Annotated in this window: 17 protein-coding genes; 10 read left to right on the top strand and 7 right to left on the bottom strand. The window is 63.1% G+C overall.

Going from position 1 to position 21588, the window contains the following annotated elements; translation table 11 throughout:
• Nucleotides 1-649: 649 nt before the first annotated feature.
• From dnaA to HRU92_RS15140, 5 genes are all read left to right on the top strand, one after another.
• Nucleotides 650-2122: a chromosomal replication initiator protein DnaA gene (dnaA, locus tag HRU92_RS15120; protein ID WP_127755116.1), complete on the top strand. Its 1473-nt coding sequence runs from the start codon at nucleotides 650-652 to the stop codon at nucleotides 2120-2122.
• Nucleotides 2123-2310: 188 nt separating this feature from the next.
• On the top strand, nucleotides 2311-3432 hold the full coding sequence (gene dnaN, locus HRU92_RS15125; protein WP_172121806.1) for a DNA polymerase III subunit beta: 1122 nt from the start codon (nucleotides 2311-2313) through the stop codon (nucleotides 3430-3432).
• A 64-nt stretch (nucleotides 3433-3496) separates the two neighbouring features.
• Nucleotides 3497-4615 (top strand): DNA replication/repair protein RecF, encoded by a 1119-nt coding sequence (gene recF / locus HRU92_RS15130; protein WP_172121807.1) that lies wholly within the window; start codon nucleotides 3497-3499, stop codon nucleotides 4613-4615.
• Nucleotides 4616-4722: 107 nt separating this feature from the next.
• Complete coding sequence (gyrB, locus tag HRU92_RS15135) at nucleotides 4723-7176, top strand: DNA topoisomerase (ATP-hydrolyzing) subunit B (protein ID WP_172121808.1); 2454 nt, start codon at nucleotides 4723-4725, stop codon at nucleotides 7174-7176.
• A gap of 330 nt (nucleotides 7177-7506) precedes the next feature.
• Entirely contained in the window at nucleotides 7507-10053 is a 2547-nt protein-coding gene (locus HRU92_RS15140) for a PBP1A family penicillin-binding protein (protein ID WP_172121809.1), read from the top strand.
• Nucleotides 10054-10068: 15 nt separating this feature from the next.
• Here the strand turns inward: HRU92_RS15140 and HRU92_RS15145 are convergent, their stop codons facing one another.
• Together HRU92_RS15145 and HRU92_RS15150 are read right to left on the bottom strand one after the other, a co-directional pair.
• Entirely contained in the window at nucleotides 10069-10824 is a 756-nt protein-coding gene (locus HRU92_RS15145) for a SprT family zinc-dependent metalloprotease (RefSeq protein ID WP_173088439.1), read from the bottom strand.
• Nucleotides 10825-10914: 90 nt separating this feature from the next.
• Nucleotides 10915-11358: a DUF2852 domain-containing protein gene (locus tag HRU92_RS15150; protein ID WP_127751586.1), complete on the bottom strand. Its 444-nt coding sequence runs from the start codon at nucleotides 11356-11358 to the stop codon at nucleotides 10915-10917.
• A 143-nt stretch (nucleotides 11359-11501) separates the two neighbouring features.
• Between HRU92_RS15150 and HRU92_RS15155 the strand changes: the two genes are divergently transcribed.
• Both HRU92_RS15155 and HRU92_RS15160 read left to right on the top strand, forming a co-directional pair.
• Nucleotides 11502-12815, top strand: a complete 1314-nt coding sequence (locus HRU92_RS15155) for an ActS/PrrB/RegB family redox-sensitive histidine kinase (RefSeq protein WP_172121810.1) — start codon at nucleotides 11502-11504, stop codon at nucleotides 12813-12815.
• A gap of 51 nt (nucleotides 12816-12866) precedes the next feature.
• Nucleotides 12867-13418 carry an ActR/PrrA/RegA family redox response regulator transcription factor gene (locus tag HRU92_RS15160; RefSeq protein ID WP_127751588.1) on the top strand — a complete coding sequence of 184 codons (552 nt, stop codon included), beginning with the start codon at nucleotides 12867-12869 and terminating at the stop codon, nucleotides 13416-13418.
• 3 nt (nucleotides 13419-13421) lie between these two features.
• On the opposite strand, the gene HRU92_RS15165 is transcribed toward HRU92_RS15160, so the two are convergent.
• From HRU92_RS15165 to HRU92_RS15175, 3 genes are all read right to left on the bottom strand, one after another.
• Nucleotides 13422-13910, bottom strand: a complete 489-nt coding sequence (locus HRU92_RS15165) for an MmcB family DNA repair protein (RefSeq protein ID WP_172121811.1) — start codon at nucleotides 13908-13910, stop codon at nucleotides 13422-13424.
• Nucleotides 13903-15087, bottom strand: a complete 1185-nt coding sequence (locus tag HRU92_RS15170) for an MFS transporter (RefSeq protein WP_172121812.1) — start codon at nucleotides 15085-15087, stop codon at nucleotides 13903-13905. The genes HRU92_RS15165 and HRU92_RS15170 overlap by 8 nt, the downstream gene beginning before the upstream one ends.
• Nucleotides 15088-15303: 216 nt before the next feature.
• A complete protein-coding gene (locus tag HRU92_RS15175; protein WP_172121813.1) occupies nucleotides 15304-15657 on the bottom strand; it encodes a septal ring lytic transglycosylase RlpA family protein in 354 nt (117 codons plus the stop codon).
• A 449-nt stretch (nucleotides 15658-16106) separates the two neighbouring features.
• On the opposite strand from HRU92_RS15175, the gene HRU92_RS15180 reads away from it, so the two are divergent.
• From HRU92_RS15180 to HRU92_RS15190, 3 genes are all read left to right on the top strand, one after another.
• Nucleotides 16107-17456 carry an NAD(P)-dependent oxidoreductase gene (locus HRU92_RS15180; RefSeq protein WP_172121814.1) on the top strand — a complete coding sequence of 450 codons (1350 nt, stop codon included), beginning with the start codon at nucleotides 16107-16109 and terminating at the stop codon, nucleotides 17454-17456.
• Nucleotides 17449-18792, top strand: coding sequence for an NAD-dependent dihydropyrimidine dehydrogenase subunit PreA (gene preA / locus HRU92_RS15185; RefSeq protein WP_173088441.1), 1344 nt, complete (start codon nucleotides 17449-17451; stop codon nucleotides 18790-18792). Before HRU92_RS15180 ends, preA begins: the two co-directional genes overlap by 8 nt.
• A gap of 238 nt (nucleotides 18793-19030) precedes the next feature.
• Complete coding sequence (locus HRU92_RS15190; RefSeq protein ID WP_127751594.1) at nucleotides 19031-19852, top strand: manganese catalase family protein; 822 nt, start codon at nucleotides 19031-19033, stop codon at nucleotides 19850-19852.
• 60 nt (nucleotides 19853-19912) lie between these two features.
• Here HRU92_RS15190 and HRU92_RS15195 read toward each other — a convergent pair whose 3' ends face one another.
• Nucleotides 19913-20695, bottom strand: coding sequence for an NYN domain-containing protein (locus tag HRU92_RS15195; protein WP_172121816.1), 783 nt, complete (start codon nucleotides 20693-20695; stop codon nucleotides 19913-19915).
• Nucleotides 20696-20775: 80 nt separating this feature from the next.
• Nucleotides 20776-21486: a TetR family transcriptional regulator C-terminal domain-containing protein gene (locus HRU92_RS15200; RefSeq protein WP_173088443.1), complete on the bottom strand. Its 711-nt coding sequence runs from the start codon at nucleotides 21484-21486 to the stop codon at nucleotides 20776-20778.
• Nucleotides 21487-21588: the final 102 nt, after the last annotated feature.

The raw sequence follows: 21588 nt of genomic DNA on the forward strand, positions 1-21588 counted from the left end.
ATTTCCCGGATACCGTCGAATTTGCTGGCCGGTCGAAATATTTTTTTCGCCTTCACAAAGCGCTTGCTACGCGATTCATCGTGGAGTCACAGAGCCTTGAGCGAGGGGGTCGCAGAGCCCTTGCTGGAGGTTAACGGAGGCCGGGCGAGTCAACCCCCATTTTGAAAAATTCACGTGTTGCGAGCCCAAAACCCACACTCTAGAATGCCTCTCGTCAGCTCAGGACGGGACGCGAAAAGCGCCATCCGAACCGAGTTGACGGGTCGAATAGGCTTATGGATTGGGTCGCTTTGGCAGCAATGGCGAGGCGAAGTGCGGTGACGATGGCAGCGGTGAAATTGGTTCATCCGGTCCGGACCTGCATCAAGAACAAAAGCCCACTAACCGACTCCGGTTGGGTTCAGCGACAAGAACGTAAATAGCCAATGGTGGCTTGCGCCGCCAACGATACTTCTTTGCGTCCACAGCTTTGGGACGCAATGGCGAAGCTTTGGCTGCGGAGACCCTCCGCCGCCATAACAAACCAGGCCGGCCCGATCTTGCGGACGGGGCGGCAACACGAATGGGGCACCAGAATATGAAGCAGCAGATTGCCGCCGGAAGAGCAGATTGGGACCGATCCAACGCTTCTTCCTTTTCGTCGACCAGCATGGGCGAGGTGTCTGCCGTGAACGAAGCCGAGTTTCCCTCAGCCGATCAGCGTCAGCTCTGGAACCGGGTCCGTGCCCGCCTCAAAACTGCGGTTGGCGAGGATGTGTTCACCTCCTGGTTCGCCCGCCTCGAACTCGAGGAAATCGCCGGCGAAGTGGTGCATCTGTCTGCCCCCACCCGGTTTCTCTGTTCCTGGGTTCAGTCCAATTATGCCGATCGCATTGTGGAAGCGTTCCGCCTGGATGATGAAGCGATCACCCGGCTCCAGGTCACGTTGCGCGTCAATGGCCAGCCCCGCCAGCGCCCGACCCTAGTGGCTGAATCGGCGCCCGCCGAAAGCGCCGCCGCTGCGCCCGCGCAGTCGCCACAGCCCTCGGCGACCGTGACGCGGATTGGCCGCGAAGCTCCCGCCCCCAAGGGCGATGCCCTTTCGGGCAGCGGCATCGATCCGCGCATGACCTTCGATACATTTGTCGCCGGTGCCGCCAACGAAATGGCACTGGGCGTTGCCCGCCAGATCGCGCAGGCCGCCGCCAATGACACCGTGACCTTCAACCCGGTTTACATTCATTCCACCGTGGGCTTGGGTAAGTCGCACCTGCTCAATGCCATCGCCCATGCCACCCAGCAGGCCGATGCCACCAAGAACATCGTTTACCTCACCGCCGACCACTTCATGTACCATTTCATCACCGCCGTGCAGCGCCAGTCCGCGCTCGGCTTCAAGGAATGGTTGCGCCGGGTCGATCTGCTGCTGATCGATGACATGCAGTTCCTGCAGGGCAAGTCGGCTACCGAATTCGGCCACACTCTGGGCACGCTCCTGACGGGCGCCAAGCAGGTCGTCGTGGCCGGCGATGCGCCCCCGCGCGATCTCGAAATGCTCGACGAGCGCGTGCGCTCGCGCCTGTCGGGTGGGCTCGTGGTGCCGATCTCGGGCTTTGACGTCGAGCTGCGCCGCTCCATCGTGCAGCGCCGCGCCGATCAGGCGACCGCGCGCTTTGGCATGCACTTTCCCGCCCCCGTGCTCGATTATGTCGCCCGTGCCGTGGTCAGCCATGGCCGCGATCTTGATGGCGCCGTCAACCGTCTCGTGGCCGCCAACCAGTTGACCGGCGAACTCATCACCGTGCCGCTGGCCGAAAAGACCCTGGGCGACCTCATCCGCACCCATGACGCCAAGCGCGTGCGCATCGAGGACATTCTCAAAATGGTGTCGCGCCACTACAAGGTGCCGCGCAACGAATTGCTGTCCGCGCGCCGCTCGCGCGATGTGGTGCGGCCGCGCCAGATCGCGATGTTCCTTGCCAAGGCCCTGACCTCGCGCTCGCTGCCCGAGATCGGCCGCCGCTTTGGCGGGCGCGACCACACCACCGTGCTCCATTCGGTGCGCAAGGTCGAGCAGATGATCAAGGACGATGTGGAACTCGCCCAGGAAATCGAACTGCTCAAGCGCATGCTCGAGGAATAGGACGGTCCTGGCGTGAAGTGAGTTGCGGCGAGCCTTTGAGGTCTCGCCGTACTTGTTTTGGGGCAATGGGCCAGCGTGTCGCGCTCCCGGGCCTTGCCAATCGGTTCACAAATTGTAAATGTCCAAACCCGCCTCGCCGGGGTGTTGGCTGGCCCGATCAGCCGCGTAGTGCTTTGGAAGTTGTTGCCATGAAGATTACCCTCGAACGCAATCATCTGCTCAAGTCGCTGAGCCATGTGCATCGGGTGGTGGAACGGCGCAATACCTATCCAATCCTGGCCAATGTGGTGTTCAAGGCCGCCGAGGATGCGGTGGAACTGCGCGCCACCGACCTTGATATCGAGGTCACCGAAAGCGTTCCCGCGATGGTCTCGACCCCGGGCACCACCACGGTGCCCGCCCATACCCTTTATGAAATCGTGCGCAAGCTCGCCGATGGCGCCGAAGTGCGGCTTGAAACCGAAGGCGGCGAGCAGATGCTGCTGACCTCCGGGCGCTCGCGCTTTCACCTGGCATGCCTGTCGCCCGACAGCTTCCCCGATCTTAAATCGGGCGCCTTTGGCCACGAATTTTCTATGCCGGCGAGCGGCTTGCGCGAGTTGATCGAGCGCACCCAGTTCGCCATTTCCAACGAGGAAACCCGCTACTATCTGAACGGCATCTATCTGCATGCGGTGGAATCGAGCGCCAATGGGCCGCTGCTGCGCGCAGTGGCAACCGATGGGCACCGCCTGGCCCGTGCCGAAATGCCCGCTCCCGAGGGCGCCCAGGGTATGCCGGGCATCATCGTACCTAAAAAGACCGTTGGCGAAGTGCAAAAGCTACTCGACGGCGTTGATGGCGATGTCAAGGTCGAGGTGTCCGACACCAAGATCCGCTTCACCGTGGGTCCGGTCGTGCTGCTGTCCAAGCTGATCGAGGGCACCTTCCCCGATTATGATCGGGTCACGCCCAAGAACAACGACAAGCAAATGAATGTCGATCGCGCTTCCTTTGCCATTGCGGTGGATCGCGTTTCCACCATTGCGTCGGATCGCGGCGGCAAGGCGGTCAAGCTTTCGGCCAAGGATGGCCTTTTGGAATTGTCCGTCACCAATCCCGATCACGGCACAGCCAGCGAAGAACTCGCGGTGGAATTCGACACCGATGGCTTCGAGATCGGCTTTAATGCCCGTTACCTCTTGGACATTGTCGGGCAGATCCGCTCGGAAAGCGCCGTCTTCATGTTCAATGATGCGGGCTCGCCGACCCTGGTCAAGGAAGAGGGCGAGGCCAGCGCGCTTTACGTGCTGATGCCCATGCGGGTCTGAGCGGCATTCACAAGTTGAGCATTGATGCGGAGCCGTTGGCTCCATTGCTCCTGCGGGGTCATCGATGATCCGCCACCTGTCGCGCCTGCGCCTGACGGCCTTTCGCAACTACACTGCCGCTGCGCTCGATCTGGATGGTCGCCATCTGGTTCTGACCGGCTCCAATGGCGCAGGCAAGACCAATCTGCTTGAGGCCATTTCCCTGCTGTCGCCCGGGCGCGGGCTGCGCCGGGCAACGTTTGACGCCGTGGGCGAGCAAGGCTCCGATACGGGTTGGGCAGTGGCCGCGACGGTGGAAACCGAAGCCGGACCCACCGACATTGGCACTGGCGCGTCCCCCGGCGATTCCGGACGCCGGGTGCGCATCAACGGCGCCAATGCCCGCTCGGTGGAGGCGATGAGCGAGTATCTGCGCGTCTTGTGGCTCACCCCTGCTATGGATGGGCTGTTCTCGGGCCCCGCCAGTGACCGCCGCCGCTTTCTGGATCGCCTCGTGACCACGCTGATCCCCTCCCACGGGGCGGCGGTGTCGGACTACGACAAGGCGATGCGCCAACGCAACCGGCTGCTTGAAGAAGGTGGCGATGTTCGCTGGCTGGGCGCCATCGAGGCGCAGATGGCCGAGTTGGGCGCCTCCATTCACCTCGCCCGGGTCGACAGCCTCGAGCATCTGCAAACCCTCATCGCCCATAGCCTTGAGGACGAGAGTTTTCCGGCGGCCGATCTGGCGTTGACCCCGCTCTGGGAAGACGGGCCGGCACCCACCGTTTCAAGCGAGCTCGAAACGGCCTTGGGTGAGCTCTGGCTGGGCTCGCGCGGCCTTGATCGGGCGGCCGGGCGCACCATATATGGTCCACACCGTCTGGATCTCGAAGTGATCTATCGCCAGAAGGGCATGCCGGCCGCCTTGGGCTCGACTGGCGAGCAGAAAGCGCTGCTGATCGGCCTCATTCTGGCGCATGCGCGCCTGGTGCATCACCGCACCGGCATCACGCCATTCCTGTTGCTGGACGAGATTGCCGCGCATCTGGATCCAGATCGCCGCCGTGCGCTGTTTGGCGCTCTGGACGGTCTGGGCACGCAGTGTTTTCTCACCGGCACGGACAGTTTGCTGTTCGCCGATCTGGGCGAGCGGGCCCAGGCGGTAACGGTGCGCGACGGGCGGCTCCTTACCGAGCGCTAAAGCCCGGACTCACCTGCCGATTTGCGCTATATAGACCCATTCGACTTGGGGTTGACGCCCCAGTTGGATACAACAGTTTCACTCCCTAACGACTTGATTCGGACCCCATGACCGACAGCGAAAATTCCGTTCCCAACGAATACGGCGCCGATAGCATCAGGGTGCTTAAAGGCCTCGACGCGGTGCGCAAGCGCCCGGGCATGTATATCGGGGACACGGACGACGGCTCGGGCCTGCATCACATGGTCTACGAAGTGGTCGACAACGCCATCGACGAGGCACTGGCCGGCCATGCCGACCTTGTAACGGTCACGCTGAACGCCGATGGCTCGGTGACGGTGATCGACAATGGTCGCGGCATCCCGACCGACATCCACAAGGAAGAAGGCGTTTCGGCGGCCGAGGTCATCATGACTCAGCTCCATGCCGGCGGCAAGTTCGACCAGAACAGCTACAAGGTTTCGGGCGGCCTGCATGGCGTGGGCGTGTCCGTGGTGAATGCCCTCAGCCAATGGCTCAAGCTCAAGATCCGCCGCGACGGCAAGATCTTCGAGATGAGCTTCACCCATGGCGATGCCGATGGTCCGCTCCAGCAGACCGGCACCTATGTGCCCGACAAGCAGCCTGGCACCTATGAAGGCCGCTCGGGCAGCGCCATCACCTTTTTCCCGTCGGACCAAACCTTCACCATGGTGGAGTTCGACTTCAAGACGCTCGAGCACCGCTTGCGCGAACTGGCCTTCCTCAATTCGGGCGTGCGCATCCTGCTCAATGACCTCCGGCATCCCGAGCCGGTCAAGGTCGAGTTGTTTTATGAAGGCGGCCTCGAGGCCTTTGTGCGCTATCTCGACAAGGCCAAGACGCCCGCGATCGACCACCCCATCACCATGATCAGCGAAAAGGACGGCATCACTGTCGAAGTTGCGCTGCAGTGGAACGACAGCTACCACGAAAACGTGCTGTGCTTCACCAACAACATCCCCCAGCGCGACGGCGGCACCCACCTTGCCGGCCTGCGCGGTGCGTTGACGCGCCAGGTCACCAGCTATGCCGAAAGCTCTGGCATCAGCAAAAAGGAAAAGGTGACCGTTACCGGCGACGATACGCGCGAAGGGCTGACCTGCGTGCTCTCGGTAAAGGTGCCCGATCCCAAGTTCTCGAGCCAGACCAAGGACAAGCTTGTGTCCTCCGAGGTGCGCCCGGTGGTCGAGAACATCGTCAATGAAAAGCTCGGCCAGTGGTTCGAGGAGCATCCCAACGAAGCCAAGATCATCGTTGGCAAGGTCGCCGAAGCTGCCGCTGCACGTGAAGCCGCCCGCAAGGCGCGCGAATTGACGCGCCGCAAGGGTGCGCTCGAAATCTCCTCGCTCCCCGGCAAGCTTGCCGACTGCCAGGAACGCGATCCGGCAAAATCCGAAATCTTCATCGTCGAAGGTGACTCGGCCGGTGGCTCGGCCAAGCAGGGGCGCGACCGCTCCAACCAGGCGGTGCTGCCGCTGCGCGGCAAGATCCTCAATGTGGAGCGCGCGCGCTTTGATCGCATGATCTCGTCGGACCAGGTCGGCACGCTGATCACGGCGCTGGGCACCGGCATTGGGCGCGAAGAGTTCAACGCCGACAAGCTGCGCTACCACAAGATCATCATCATGACCGACGCCGACGTGGACGGCGCCCATATTCGCACGCTGTTGCTGACCTTCTTTTATCGGCAAACGCCCGAACTGCTGGAACGCGGCCACATCTATATCGCCCAGCCCCCGCTCTATAAGGCCAAGCGCGGTCAGTCCGAGCAATATCTCAAGGACGAGCGCGCGCTGGAGGACTATCTCCTGGCGGCCGGCCTGGACGATGCCGTGTTCACCACCAGCGCAGGCGTCGAGCATGGCGGGCATGATCTGCTCTCGATCCTTGGGCAGTCGCGCGACATCGTGCACGCTATCGCCAATCTCAACACCCGCTACAACCGTAGCCTTGTTGAGCAGGCCGCTATCGTTGGTGGCATGGACCCTGAGGGTCTGGCCGATCCCGAGCGCGCCGCCGCGACCGCCAAGCGTATTGCCGGCCGTCTCGATCGCATCTCCGATGAGCTCGAACGCGGCTGGATCGGTGAACTGGCCGATGACGATGGCCTGACCTTCTCGCGTACCGTGCGCGGCGTCACTGAAACCCACCGCCTCGATCCGGCACTGCTGGGGAGCGCCGATGCGCGGCGCCTGCGGCAACTGGCCGAGCGGCTCGATGAACTTTATGCCGGCGTGCCCACTCTGACGCGCAAGGGCGAAACGATCCCGATCTTCGGGCCGTCCTCGCTGTTCAATGCCGTTACCGATGCCGGCCGCAAGGGCGTGTCGCTGCAGCGCTACAAGGGACTGGGCGAGATGAACGCCGAGCAGCTCTGGGAAACAACGCTTGATCCCAATGCCCGCACCCTGCTCAAGGTGGAAATCGACAAGTCCGACGAGGCCGACAGCGTGTTTACCGCCCTGATGGGCGATCTGGTGGAGCCGCGCCGCGACTTCATCCAGGACAACGCGCTCAGCGTCTCCAATCTGGACGTTTGACCTAGCTGATGGCGGGGTGTCGCAACCCCGCCACAGCGCCGGGAAATCGGCTGTTATCACATAAACCGGCCACATTTTGCCGGGACAAGCAAAGTCGTGTGGACGCGCGGCAGCACCCCGATTGGGCGGGCGCCAGGTGAGCGGCCAGACCAGCATCTCTTTGCCAGGCAAGCGCATTGCGCGATACCGGGCCGGGACACCGTTCAGGGTTCAGATTTGATGGATTTCCGCATCACCGCCGATGACCGTGTCGGGGCTCAGCCTGGCAGGAAAGCCAAACCCGCGCAGCGTTCCGCCTCAGCCAAGAGCCGGGAACGCGTCGAGCCTTCAATGGGCCGCTCCGTTGGGGTGTTTGTGGACGATGAACGCACGGGCGGGGCCTCACCCGGGCCCAAGGGCGCCAAGCGCCCCGCGCAAAAACGCGGCAAGGCAACGCCACCCCGTCGCCCCGGCAAGCCCAAGCGCCGTCGTTCGGGCGCGGGCGGCTTTCTGATCGGCGTGCTCCATTGGGGCTTTGTCTTATGCCTTTGGGTCGGCATCGCCATCGCCGGCGTCGTGGTTTACTACGGCGCGCAACTGCCATCCTCTGACACCTGGGCTGTGCCGGATCGGCCGCCCAATATCCGCATCCTTGCCGCTGACGGGCAACTGATTTCCAATCGCGGCCAAACCGGCGGCGAAGCCACCGTGCTACGTGAGCTGCCGCAATATGTGCCCGCGGCGCTGCTCGCCATCGAGGATCGGCGCTTTTACGACCACTTCGGCGTCGATATTGTCGGCCTTGCCGCCGTGGCGGTGGAAAGCCTGCAGGCTGGACGCGTCACCCGTGGCGCCTCGACCATTACCCAGCAGCTGGCCAAGAACCTCTTTCTCACCCCCGACCAGACAATTGGGCGCAAGGTGCAGGAAGCGCTGCTCGCCGTGTGGCTCGAGCAGAACTATTCCAAGGACGAAATCCTCGAGCTTTATCTCAACCGCGTGTTCTTCGGCCACAATTCCTACGGCATCGAGGCGGCGGCGCAGACCTATTTTGGCAAATCCGCCCGCAATCTGTCCCTGGGGGAAGCGGCCATGCTGGCCGGTTCGCTCCAGGCGCCATCTCGCCTCAATCCCAAGTCTGATCCTGCCGCCACCTCGGCGCGACAAAAGCTCGTCCTCAGTGCCATGGCCGAAGAGGGTTATATCACCCGCGAGGAGGCCCAGGCCGCCCAGATCGATCCCGATCAGACCATCCGCACCAAGGTGGCCGGCTCGGAATCCTATGTCGCCGATTGGGTGGAGTCATTGATGACCGCCTATATCGGTGAGATCGAAGGCGATGTGGTGGTCTCTACCACGGTCGACTGGGACCTGCAGAAGCAGGCCGAGTTCATCGTGCGTGAGGCGGTGGCCAATGAAGGCCCCAAGCGCGGCTTCACCCAGGGTGCGCTCGTGGCCATGGATGTGGATGGTACCGTTCGCGCCATGGTGGGTGGCGTGGATTACCAGGCCAGCCAATACAACCGCGCCGTCACGGCCAAGCGCCAGCCCGGTTCGACCTTCAAGCCATTCGTGTATCTCGCGGCCATGGAAAAGGGCTACACCCCTGATACCCTCGCCGAGGACGCGCAGTTCGAATATCAGGGCTGGAGTCCGCGCAATGCTTCGGGAAAGTATGCCGGCACGGTAACGCTGCGCCAGGGCCTGGCTTATTCGCTCAACACCATCGCCGCACGGCTCGCCATTGATGTCACGCCCCAGGCGGTGATCGATACCGCCATGCGGATGGGCATTTCCTCGCCACTGACGGCGGTGCCCTCGATTGCGCTCGGAACCCAGGAGGTGAACTTGCTTGAGCTCACTTCCGCCTATGCACCCTTTGCCAATGGCGGCATGGGCGTGATCCCCAATGTGATCACCCGCATCGAAAGCAAGGACGGCGAGGTGCTTTACGAGGCCAGCACTGCCGGCCCGGGCCGCGTTATTGCCCCCAATATCCTGGCCGAAATGAACGACATGCTCAAAACCGCCGTGGAAGTGGGCACCGGCAAGGGCGCCAACCTCAATGGCTGGCCCTTCGGGGGCAAGACCGGTACCAGCCAGGAATCCAAGGATGCGCTGTTTGTCGGCTATACCGCACGCATGGTCACTGGCGTGTGGCTGGGCAATGACGACAACACCAAGACCACGCTGTCCGGCGGTAATGTGCCGGCAGCGATCTGGAGCCAGTTCATGACCAAGGCCCATGAAGGGCTCGAAGTGGCGCAGATTCCAGCCGGCTCCGGTGAGGCCAGCGGGGCCGGGGGTGCGGTCTCCAGCCAGCCGGTTGCCCAGCCGGTTTATGATCCCCAAACCGGTCAGCAAGCCGTCGACCCGACGACCGGTCAGCCCATGGTGCAATATGTGGATCCGGCGACCGGCGAGCCGGTGGACGGCTTTGCTGAAGCAGCTTCTGCTCCCGCAGCGCAGATCGATCCCACTACGGGCCTGCCGGTCGATGCTGGCCAGTCGGCTCCGGCGATCGATCAGGCTACCGGCTACCCCGCCGGGACCATCGTTGACGCCTCGGGCCAGCAGATCGATCCTGCCACGGGCTATCCCGTGGGCGAGGCAGCTCCAGGCTTTGACAACACCCCGATCGATCCTGACACCGGCATGCCCATGCAACTGGTGGTGGATCCGGCAACCGGCCAGGAGGTTTGGGTCCCGAGCCAGCCCGCGCAGCAGGCCCAGCCGCAATGGCAACAACAGCAGCCCCAGGGCATCCAGCCGCCGGGCGACTTCGTAGCGCCCCAGCCGGTGGAAAGTTTTGCGCCGCCCCAGCCGGTGCAAACCCAGCCCGCCCCCAGTGGCGAGCGCAAGCCGCGCACGCTGATGGACATGATCTTTGGTGGTTGAACTGGTTCTTCGGGGCTAATTAGCGCGAAACGCCATCAGCTCGCGGCCATGGGTCTTGAGCCAGGCCCGGCCGCGATCCATCTCGGGCAGGGTGCGCTTGACGGTGGCCCAAAAGGCCGGAGAATGGTTCATCTCCACCAGGTGAGCGACCTCATGGGCCGCCACATAATCGAGCACGAAGGGCGGCGCGAGGATCAGCCGCCAGTTATAGTTGAGGCTGCCGCTCGATGAGCACGAGCCCCAGCGGCTGGCCTGGTCGCGCATGGTGATCGAGCGCACGGTGACCCCGAGCCCGGCGGCATGGTGGGCGCTGCGCAGCTTGAGCTCGCGCGCCGCCTCTTCCTTGAGCCAATCAACGAGCCGGCGGGCGCGGTGCGCCGGCTCTCCTGGCACAAACAACACTTTCTCCCCATCCTGCTCGCTGATCTCGACCCGGCCGCGCAGCTTGCCCGTGGCAATGATCCGGTGCGGGATGCCGCGCAGGGGCACCAGCACGCCATCGGCAAAACTGACCGGCCCGGTTGTGCCATCGAGCCGTTCGGCCAGCCAGCAGGTTTGGCGCTGCAAAAAGGCTTCGGCGTCGCTCCAGCGGCCGCCGGGCGGCAGGGTCAGCACCGGCGTGCCGTCATGGGGAATGGACAGGCGATAGGAGCGCGCGCGGGCATGGGTGCGCACGGCAACGCTCACGGTGCGATCGGCAATCCGGATCTCGGTCGAGGGAGGGATTTTGCTTTTAAAGAACAGGGCAGTGGTCCGCAGCGAATCAGCCACGCCCAGACTAGCGCGCCCGCCAGCCACACCCCAAGAAAAAGGCGCCTTCCTTGCGGAAGACGCCTTTGCTAATGCGGTCCCGGGCAGGGCTTAGCTGCCCCAGTTGGCCGTGTTGTTGTCGCCATAACCCTGGCGGGTGCCGTTACGCTCGCTCATGAAGCGGTCGAACTCTTCGCGGTCCTTGGCCTTGTGCAGATTGGCCATGTATTCGCGAAAGGCCTCGATCTCTTCGTCGAGCCGGCGACGCTCTTCCTCAAGCCGGCGCAACTGCTCGCTGCGATACTCGTCAAAGGCGGCATTGCCGCTCGAGGACGCTGCAAAGCCACCGCTAAAGCCAGCCGGCTTGTTGGACGAAACAAAGGAGCGAGCCTTGTTCCAATAGGCCTGGGCCTTTTCAGGCGAGCCGCCAAATTTTTCACCCCACAGGATATAGCCAAGAACGGCCAGACCCAGCGGCCAGAAGATGATAAAGCCTAAAACCATCAGGGCGATGGTCAGGGGGGACCAAGCCGGTTTGATAAGGGCAGTGTTCATGTTTCGCATTCTCCCAGTCACAACAGGGAATACGTGGTCCCCTCGGGCGCAGGATCAAGCATGACGGACCAAAAATTTCGTCTTGAATCATACGCCCGCCATTTCCATGCGCTATGGAGGGGTTTCCGCGGGAGGCGCGCGCCATGAGTTCAGTTGAAACGGCCGACGGGCTGCTGCGGCCTTCCACCTGGCGCCGGCTCCGGCTTGAAACCCTGGTCTTGCTGCGCTGGCTAGCCCTTGCCGGCCAAACCATTGGCGTGTTGTTCGTGGCGTTCGGGCTGGGCTATCCGGTGCCGCTAATGGAATGCGCTGTGTTGATCGGGCTTTCCGCCGCGCTCAATATCTGGCTCGTCTTGCGCTTTGGTCCCGCCCACCGGCCCACCTCACTCTTTATCGCGAGCCAGATCGCCTATGACTGCCTGCAGCTTGGCGGCCTGCTGGCGCTGACCGGGGGGCTGCATAATCCCTTTTCGGTGCTGCTGCTGGCCCCTGTATCGGTCTCGGCAACCACTTTGCCGCGCCGCGACACGCTTCTCATCGCGCTTCTCGCCGCCCTGATCGCCTCCATACTAGCGGTCTGGCACCTGCCGCTGCCCTGGAGCCCCAATGAGCGCATTGTTTTCAATCGCATCTATGTGGTTGGCATCTGGGTCGCCATTATCTGCGGCCTGACCTTCATTACCTTTTATATCAACCGCGTCGCCCATGAAGCCCGCCAGATCGGGGACGCCCTGGCAGCAACCGAGTTGGCGCTGTCACGACGGGAGCAACTTTCGGCCCTTGATGGACTTGCCGCCGCCGCTGCCCATGAATTGGGGACGCCCCTTTCCACCATTGCTCTCGCCGCCAAGGAGATGCGGGCCGAAGTCCCGCCCGGGAGCGATCTGGCCAGTGACGTGGAATTGATCATCAGTCAGGCTGCGCGCTGTCGCGCCATTCTCTCTAAATTGCGCAATCTTGGCAGCGAAGGCGGCGATCCCTTTGCGGCGGCGCCCCTGACCGATCTGTTGTCCGAAGTCGCTCGTCCTCATGAGGCGCTCGGCAAGACCATCCTGTTTGATGTGGACGGTGCGGGTGGTGAGCCTCCGGTGTTCCAGCGCAGCGTCGGTCTGCTTTATGGCCTGGGCAATCTCATTGAGAATGCCACCGATTTCGCCCGCAGCACTGTTCGTGTCGGCGTCCGCTGGGATGCTGACAGCGTGTGCGTGACCATTGCCGATGATGGGCCCGGTTTTGCCCCCGAGCTGATCGCCCGACTGGGCGAGCCTTATCTCACGACGCGGCCGCGCGATCCTCAAGGCAGCGATGCCCATCAGCCAGGGGGACTTGGGCTCGGCATTTTCATTGCCAAGACGCTGCTGGAGCGCACGGGCGCACGGCTAGAATTCAAAAATGCTGACCCAGAAGGGCACGCCCAAGTAACCATTGTTTGGCCACGTTCAGCCGTGGAGGGCTGAAACAGCCGCCGGGCTTTTGCTTTTTGCGCCTGCAATACCTAAATAAGGCGCATGAGCACGATTGAAGAACTTTTGGCCGCCGATTCCAGCTTGTTGCTGGTGGACGACGATGCCGCATTCCTGCAGCGCCTCGAGCGCGCCATGGCCCGGCGCGGCTTTGACGTCCGCTCCGCTGGCTCGGTTGCCGAAGGGCTTGCCGCGGTGGCCGAACGCGCCCCGGCCTATGCGGTGGTCGACTTGCGGCTCGAAGATGGCAATGGCCTTGAAGTGGTCTCGGCTCTGCACCAGCAGCGTCCAGATGCCCGGGCCGTGGTGCTGACCGGCTATGGCAATATCGCGACGGCGGTGACGGCGGTCAAGCTCGGTGCTGTGGACTACCTCTCCAAGCCCGCCGACGCCGACGATGTCATCAATGCGCTGCTGGCCACCGGGGAAGACAAGCCCGAGCCGCCGGAAAACCCGATGTCGGCCGACCGGGTGCGCTGGGAGCATATCCAGCGCGTCTATGAACTATGCGACCGCAATGTTTCGGAAACCGCGCGGCGTCTCAACATGCACCGCCGCACGCTGCAGCGCATCCTCGCCAAGCGCGCCCCACGCTGATGTCTAGTCGAGCCGGCCGAGGCCGCGCTCGCCCCTGAGGGCCGGATCCATCAAGCCATGGATCCGCTCCGCGCCCAGTCGCGCCAATTGCAACAACAGCGCCCGCCGCCGCGCCGGGGGGAGCGGCGTGTCGGGGCTCGGACGCAGCACCGCTCCTTCATGCCCATCGGCCACGATCAGCCCTTCGCTATCCGGAAAGATCTCCGCGCCCAGTTCGGGCGGCTTGGCAAAAAAGAAGCGGTCGGAAAAGGCCCGGTATTCCGGCCATTTCGTATCCACCTGAAAATCCTGCAGGCTCGATTTGATCTCGACGATCCAGATCTCGCCCTTGGGGCCGACCGCCAGCACATCGGCGCGCCGGCCATTGCTCAATGGCACCTCGGCATAGGGGGCCATATTGTAAACGTCGCGCAAGAGGCGCATCACGCCGCGCTGCACCCGCAGGGCCGTGGGCGATTGGCGCCCATCGACAATGGGGGGCAACTCAGCCATGGGGCGCGGGCGCCGGCGTGCCCGTCACGGGCAGCACTGCATTGCGAGTGGAAAGGGCGCGCACGGCCAGCAGGCCCGCGGCGAGCACGGGCAGGCAGATCAGGTAGGAATTGCGGATGCCCAGATATTCAGCCACGAAGCCCAAAAGGGGCGGGGCAAGGAAAAACACCACAAAGCTGATCTGCCCAAGGGCTGCAACATTGACGGCCGAGGGGCGGTCGGTGCGCTGCGCGGCGGCCGAAACGGCCAGCGGATAAACGGCGCTACAGCCAATGCCCATCAGGGCAAAGCCCGTCAGGGCCAACCCCGGCGAGGGCGCAAGGCCAACCAGCAGGGTCCCGCAGGCGGCAAGCCCAAGCAGGATGGTCGCAACCAGCCTCGGCCCCAGCCGCTCGACCACGGGATCGACGGTGAGGCGCGTAACGGCCATGAAGAAGGAAAAGAGCGTGAGGCTGAGCCCGCCGATAAACGGCTCCACCGCAAACACATCGCGCATATAGATGGCAGACCAGTCGATGCCCGCCCCTTCAATGAGGAAGGCGGCAATGCCGATGATGCAAAGGGGCAGCAACCCCAGGGTCGGGAAGGCAATGCGCGGCGTGTCGCCCTGATGCCCGTCAGTCCGGCGCGGTGCACTGCGCATGCCCGCGATCATGTAGCCGCCAACGCCCAGCACGACGAGCGCGATCAGCGCCAGATGCAGCTGCATCGAGAGCTGGGACTGGCGCACCACGGCGCCGAAGAGGGCGGTGACGAAAAAGCCGGCGCTCCAGAACCCATGGGCGCGGTTCATGAACCGCTTGCCATATTGCGCCTCGAGCCGGTCGATCTCGACATTGAGGTTGATCTCGAGCGCACCCGACAGCAGCCCCGTGCAAAAGAACACCGCAAACACTGCCGGCGCGACGCCCAGCCAGGGTACGCAGGCAAACAGCAGCGCCGGGCCCAGAACGGTGATGAAGGCGGTGGTCCGGGCGCCCAGCCGGTCAATCAGCGGCGCCGACAGGGTCAGCGACAGCAGCGAGCCAATCGACATGCCGATCAGCGTCAGCCCCAGCTGGCTTTCCGTGACGCCCAGCGCGTGCTGCAGGTCGGGCAACCGCGACAGGAGCGCCCCCGTGGTCAGGGCAAACAGGAAAAAGCAGGCATAGATACGGTGCTGTGGTGCAATCGACATGGCGTGAACTAACTCGGTATGCCCGGCAATTCAGCGCGAGAATGGCGCTGCCGGCCTGCCCGCAGGGGGGAGCCAGCGCCAGTCGGGCTGAACGAGGGATGAAAGCCGGCCGAAAGCTAGTGGGTTTCTGCCCAAAGGAAAAGAGCGGGCCGCAAGGTGCCTGCACGGCAAAGAAGAAAAGGCGCCCCAACGGGGCAGCCTTTTTCGTTGGAGCTACTAGAGCTTTTCGATGCACACGGAGGTTGTGCCCCGGTTGCGGAAACCCAGCTTGTTGGCAGCGCCCTTGGAAAGATCGATGATCCGCTTGCCGTGGAATGGACCGCGATCATTGATCGTCACCTGGATGGTCTTGCCCGTGCGCTGGTCGGTCACCCGCAATTTGGTGCCGAAGGGGAGCGAGCGGTGCGCCGCGGTCATGGCATCTTGGTTGAAGATTTGTCCCGATGCCGCGCGCTTGCCGTTAAAGCCCGGGCCGTACCAGGAGGCGCCGCCACATTGGGCGTAGGCGGCCGAGGAAAAGCACAGGGCGGAAGCAGCAACGGCCAGGGTTAACAGAGTCTTTCTAAACAAGCGTCCAGTCTCACTTCAATTGATGTGAGCTGACGATACCCGGCGGGCCGGGGCCAGAATGTGGACTAATTCACCAAAATGCGTTTTCGGGCGGAACCAATGCCGGCAAGGGGCGTTGAGCCGCCCCGATTTGCTGGAATGTGGCGGTAAGTTCCTTGGCGCAGCTAGAATGAGGTTCTAGTTCAAAGCGTCTCGTCGTCGCGGATGCAGCTGAATCGCGCGAACGCTGGATTGTGTTTGCGTGGTGCTGCACATCGGTCACACCAAGCCCACAAGGGCAATAAACGCCGCTTCAGGGTGTTAGTTCCGGGGAAAACCATAGGAGATTGCGGCGATGCTGCTGACAATGCGGCGGCTTTGTGGCGCTCGCATTCTGATATTTGACCAATTGATAAAAGATTGAGGTCGCGCTAGCCTCCCCAAGAAGACTGCAGCAGGGAGGAGAAACCATGCCGGACGGTGTTCTCAAGGAGGGCATTGCGCCCGCACGGCTCGAACCGGCGCAGTACCGCGCCAATTTCGCCGAACTGCATCCCCCGCTCGACAAGCACGAAGCCTTTGTGGAAGCCGATCGCTGCTACTTCTGCTTTGATGCGCCCTGCATGAATGCTTGCCCCACCAGCATCGATATTCCGCTCTTTATTCGCGAGATCGCGACCGACAATCCGCTGGGGGCAGCCAAGACGATCTTCGAGCAGAATATCTTGGGGGGCATGTGCGCCCGGGTCTGCCCCACCGAGCAGCTTTGTGAGGAAGCCTGCGTACGCGAGGAGGCTGAGGGCAAGCCGGTGCGGATTGGGCTGCTGCAGCGCTATGCCACCGATATCGCGATGAACGAAAACCGGCAGTTCTTCACCCGCGCGCCCGCCACCGGCAAGAGTGTGGCGGTGATCGGCGCGGGGCCCGCGGGACTGGCCGCCGCGCATCGCCTCGCCACCAAGGGCCATGCCGTGGTGATGTTTGATGCCCGCCCCAAGCCTGGCGGGCTCAACGAATATGGCATTGCTTCCTACAAGGCGACCGACAGCTTTGCCCAGGACGAGGTGGATTACGTGACCGCCATAGGCGGCATCGAGATCGTCAATGGCCAGGTGCTCGGGCGCGACCTGACGCTGGAGCGGCTGTGCGAGACCTATGATGCAGTGTTTCTCGGCATTGGTCTGGGGGGCGTCAATGCGCTGCGGGCCGAAAACGAGGATGTGGTCGGTGTCAGCGATGCGGTGGATTTCATCGCTGATCTGCGCCAGGCGGAGGATTTGTCCCGCCTGCCCATCGGGCGGCGGGTGGTGGTGATCGGCGGCGGCATGACGGCGATCGATGCGGCGGTGCAGGCCAAGCTCCTGGGTGCCGAAGAGGTCACGATGGTCTATCGCCGTGGCAAGGAACACATGAACGCTTCGGAATGGGAGCAGGACCTTGCCGCCTCCAAAGGGGTTACTATCCGCCACTGGCTGGCGCCCAAGCGGGTGCTGACCGATGGAGCCAAGGCCACGGGGCTGGAACTGGCTTATACCGCGCTGGTGGATGGCCGGCTGACGGAAACCGGCGAGACCACCACGATTGCCTGCGACCAGATCTTCAAGGCCATCGGGCAAACCCTGGCCATCCAAGGCGGCGGGCCGATCTTGGCGGGCGGCAAGATCGAGGTGGATGCCGAGGGGCGCACCTCCATGCCCAAGGTCTGGGCGGGGGGCGATTGCGCCGCGGGCGGCGATGATCTGACGGTGACGGCCGTGGCCGAAGGGCGCGATGCCGCCGAAAGCATGCACATCTTCCTCATGGGAGGCAGCAATGGCTGACCTGCGCAACAATTTCGTTGGCATCAAGTCGCCCAACCCGTTCTGGCTCGCGTCGGCGCCGCCCACCGACAAGGCCTATAATGTCGAGCGCGCCTTTCGTGCCGGCTGGGGTGGCGTGGTCTGGAAGACGCTGGGCGAAGAGGGCCCGCCCGTTGTCAATGTGAACGGGCCGCGCTATGGCGCGATCTGGGGCGCCGACCGGCGGCTCTTGGGGCTCAACAATATCGAGCTCATCACCGACCGGCAGCTGCAGATCAACCTGCAGGAAATGAAGCAGATCAAGATGGCCTGGCCCGACCGGGCGCTGGTGGCATCGATCATGGTGCCCTGCGTCGAGGAGGCCTGGAAAGCCATCCTGCCGCTGGTGGAGGAAACCGGCGCCGATGGCATCGAGCTCAATTTCGGCTGCCCTCATGGCATGAGCGAGCGCGGCATGGGCGCCGCCGTCGGGCAGGTGCCTGAATATATCGAAATGGTGGTGCGCTGGTGCAAGCAATATACCCGCATGCCGGTAATCACCAAGCTCACGCCCAATGTCACCGATATCCGCAAACCCGCCCGCGCCGCCAAGGCGGGCGGCACTGATGCGGTGTCGCTGATCAACACCATCAACTCCATTGTTTCGGTGGATCTCGACCTCTTTGCACCGACCCCGACCGTGGGTGGCAAGGGCACCCATGGCGGCTATTGCGGCCCGGCAGTCAAACCCATCGCCCTCCATATGGTCGCCGATATTGCGCGCGATCCCGACACCTATGGCCTGCCCATCTCCGGCATTGGAGGAGTGACCACCTGGCGCGATGCGGCCGAGTTCATGGCGCTGGGCGCGGGCAATGTGCAGGTCTGCACCGCCGCCATGACCTATGGCTTCAAGATCGTCGAGGAAATGATCTCGGGGCTCAGCCAGTGGATGGACGAGAAGGGCCATGCCGATCTCGAAGCCTTTACCGGCCGCGCCGTGCGCAATGTCACCGATTGGCAGTATCTGGATCTCGAATACATCGCCAAGGCCAAGATCGACCAGGATCTGTGCATCAAATGCGGGCGCTGCCACATCGCCTGCGAGGACACCTCGCACCAGGCCATCACCAAGGAAAAGGATGGTCGGCGCTATTTCGAGGTCAAGAACGAGGAATGCGTGGGCTGCAATCTGTGCGTCAATGTCTGCCCGGTGGAAGACTGCATCACGATGGAAGCCCTGCCGGTTGGCTCGGTGGATGAGCGCACCGGCCGCGTCGTGACCGGGCGTTATGCCAACTGGACCACCCACCCCAACAATCCCAGCGCGGCGCAAACGCCGATGGGCGACATCTCGGTGGTTGAGCCGGCACAATAGCGCCCTCCCTTCAGCCAAGCACTGGTCAGCGCCCCGCAGCACGGCACTCGCTTGCGGTTAGGCGCTGATGATGCTCGTCCAGCGAGCGTAGGGGTGCGCCTAGTGCTAGCCGCTGACGCCAAATCCAACTCGCAAGAACGTTTAAACCTGCGGAAGGCTCAGACTGCCTCAGGTTAGCGGCGGGCAACGGGATGAGCGTCCGAGCCTTTCCCCCGCCGAACCCTAACGGAGATCAACCATGTTCTACACTGACGGAAAGCTGCAATATCCGGTCCGCGTTGAAACGCCCGATCCACTATTCGCCCGCGCGCTGCAGCAGGCAATCGGCGGCGTGGAAGGCGAAATCCGCGTTTGCATGCAGTATTTCTTCCAGGCCATGGGTGCCCGCGGTAACCCGAAATTCCGTGACCTGTTGCTCAACACCGCCACCGAAGAACTGGGCCATATCGAGATGCTCGCCACGGCTGTGGCCATGAATCTTGAGGGCGCACCAGTCGGCATCAAGGACGAAGTGGCCAAGGACCCGATCGCCAGCGCCGTGCTGGGTGGCATGAACCTCAAGAACTTTTTGTCCGCCGGGCTTTCGGCCATGCCGGTCGATTCCGACGGCGTCCCGTTCGACATGTCCCACATCTATGCCAGCGGCAACATCGCTGCCGACATGACCGCCAATGTCATGGCCGAGTCCACCGGCCGCGTACTGGCCGTCCGGCTCTACAACATGACCAGCGATCCCGGCATGAAGGACATGCTCCAGTTCCTGATCGCCCGCGATACCATGCACCAGAACCAGTGGATGGCCGCGATCGAGGAGCTGGGCGGCGACAAGGGCGTGTTCCCGATCCCCAACAGCCATCCGCAGGCCGAGGAAAAGACCGAATTCGCCTATGGCTTCTTTAGCCATACGCTCGACAAGCAGCCCCCTGAAGGCCGCTGGTCCAAGGGTCCGTCCATCGACGGCAAGGGCGAATTCAGCATTGTGGTCAGCGAGCCCCTGGGCCAGGTCCCCAATCTCGGGCCAGCCCGTCCCAAAGGCGGCGCTCAAAAAGAACAGATGTAAGCCAAGCGGCTTGCACGATTCCGGTGGGGTTGGCTTGTGCCAGCCCCATTATTTTATGGTTCAGCCGACAATCCGCAGCGGAATAAGCCGCACCCGACTTGGTTGTGATCCCATCTGTTCCACGATGCCGCAGTTCACCAAGCGCTGCCGCAGGCCTTTGCCGCCGGTGAGGCGCTTGAAGAGCGGCGGATTGGCCTGGGCGAGCTTGGATCCGATCTGCGCCAGGTCTGCGCCTCCGGTGGTCGTGTCGCTTACCGCCTGCACAATGTTGATGATCTCCTGCCTCTCGGCGGGGGAGAGCGCAATCGCTTGGGGAGGCGTTGTTACAGGGGGGGCTTTCTTGCTGGTAGGGGCGGGCTTGGCGCCTTGCGCAGGCATGACAGACGTGACGCCGGCTGGAGGCTTTGTCGGACTTGCGCAGTCGAGGTTAGGTATACTGGTGAACGACGTGCACGCCGCTTGGAAAGCCTCCGGTGCTTTGCCGGTGCCGAAACCATGCACATCAAGGCCCATGTCGCGCAGATGCAGCGCCAAGGGGGTGAAATCGCGGTCATTGCTGACGAGAGCAATGGTATCGACTTGCCCGCGATGGGCCAGGTTCATGGCCTCGATGGCAAGGCGGATATCGGCAGCGTTCTTGCCTTTGCCCAGGCTTGGTTGCAGCACCAGCATCAAGCCGTGCCTGCTGGCTTCGGCCCGCCAGGGGCCGAGCGTCGGCTCGGCGAAATCACCCACCGCCTTGGCAGTGGTCACCTGGCCGCGCTGCGCCAGTTGCGAGAGCGCTGGCTCAATGCAGCCTGCGCCAATGTTTTCCGCATCAAACAGCACAGCGATCTGCCGCATAATAGTCCCCCCAGCCCCGGCCGCAGGCTAGCGCAGGGGCTCTCTCCAGAGCGTCTTTAAATTGATTGCAATTGCGCGCATCACGCGCCGGTGCGCCGGGGGGTGAGGCCGTGCATGAACAGGTGCTCGAGAAAGCGCGCGGCATCCTCAAAGCGCCCTTCGCCGCCGCGGGCGGGTCCGAGGACGGCGCGCACCTGCACGTCGAAATCGGCGTAATGCTGGGTGGTGGCCCAGATCGAAAAGATCAGGTGATAGGGATCAGTGCGCGCGAGCTTGCCCTGGTCCATCCAGCTCAGCAGCACCTGGGCTTTTTCGTCGACGAGGTTCTTGAGGTCGACCTCGATCATTTCGATGATCCGCGGCGCGCCCTGCAGCATCTCATTGGCAAAGAGCCGGCTTTCGCGCGGAAAGTCGCGCGCCATTTCGAGCTTGCGTCTTATATAGGAGCGGATCTCGGGGAACGGGTCTCCCGCCGCATCCATCTCGCGCAGGGGCGCGAGCCAGGTCTGCAACAGGGCCGCGATCAGGCGGCGATGGATCTCTTCCTTGCGCGGGAAGTAATAGAGCAGGTTGGGCTTGCTCATCCCCGCAACCTCGGCGATCTGGTCGATCGTGGCCCCGCGAAAGCCATGCAGCGAAAACACATCCAGCGCTGCTTCCAGGATAATGTCGTGCTTTTCGCGCTGGATCCGCGTCAGCGGCCGGCTGGGCTTGGCGCCTGGGCCGGCTGCCGCGATCTGCCCATCGGCACCAGCGGCAGGCGCAACATTTTTCGCATCGGGGGGCGGCATTTTGGCCTTGCGGGAAGTTCTGGGAGTGCTAACGTTTTTCCATATGGTCAAAATTCTTGGGTTCGCCGGGCCACGTCAAGAGCCAAAAGCGCGCACCGAGTT

Origin of the sequence: Devosia sp. 1635 (assembly GCF_013185955.1) — a bacterium.
Lineage (GTDB): Bacteria > Pseudomonadota > Alphaproteobacteria > Rhizobiales > Devosiaceae > Devosia.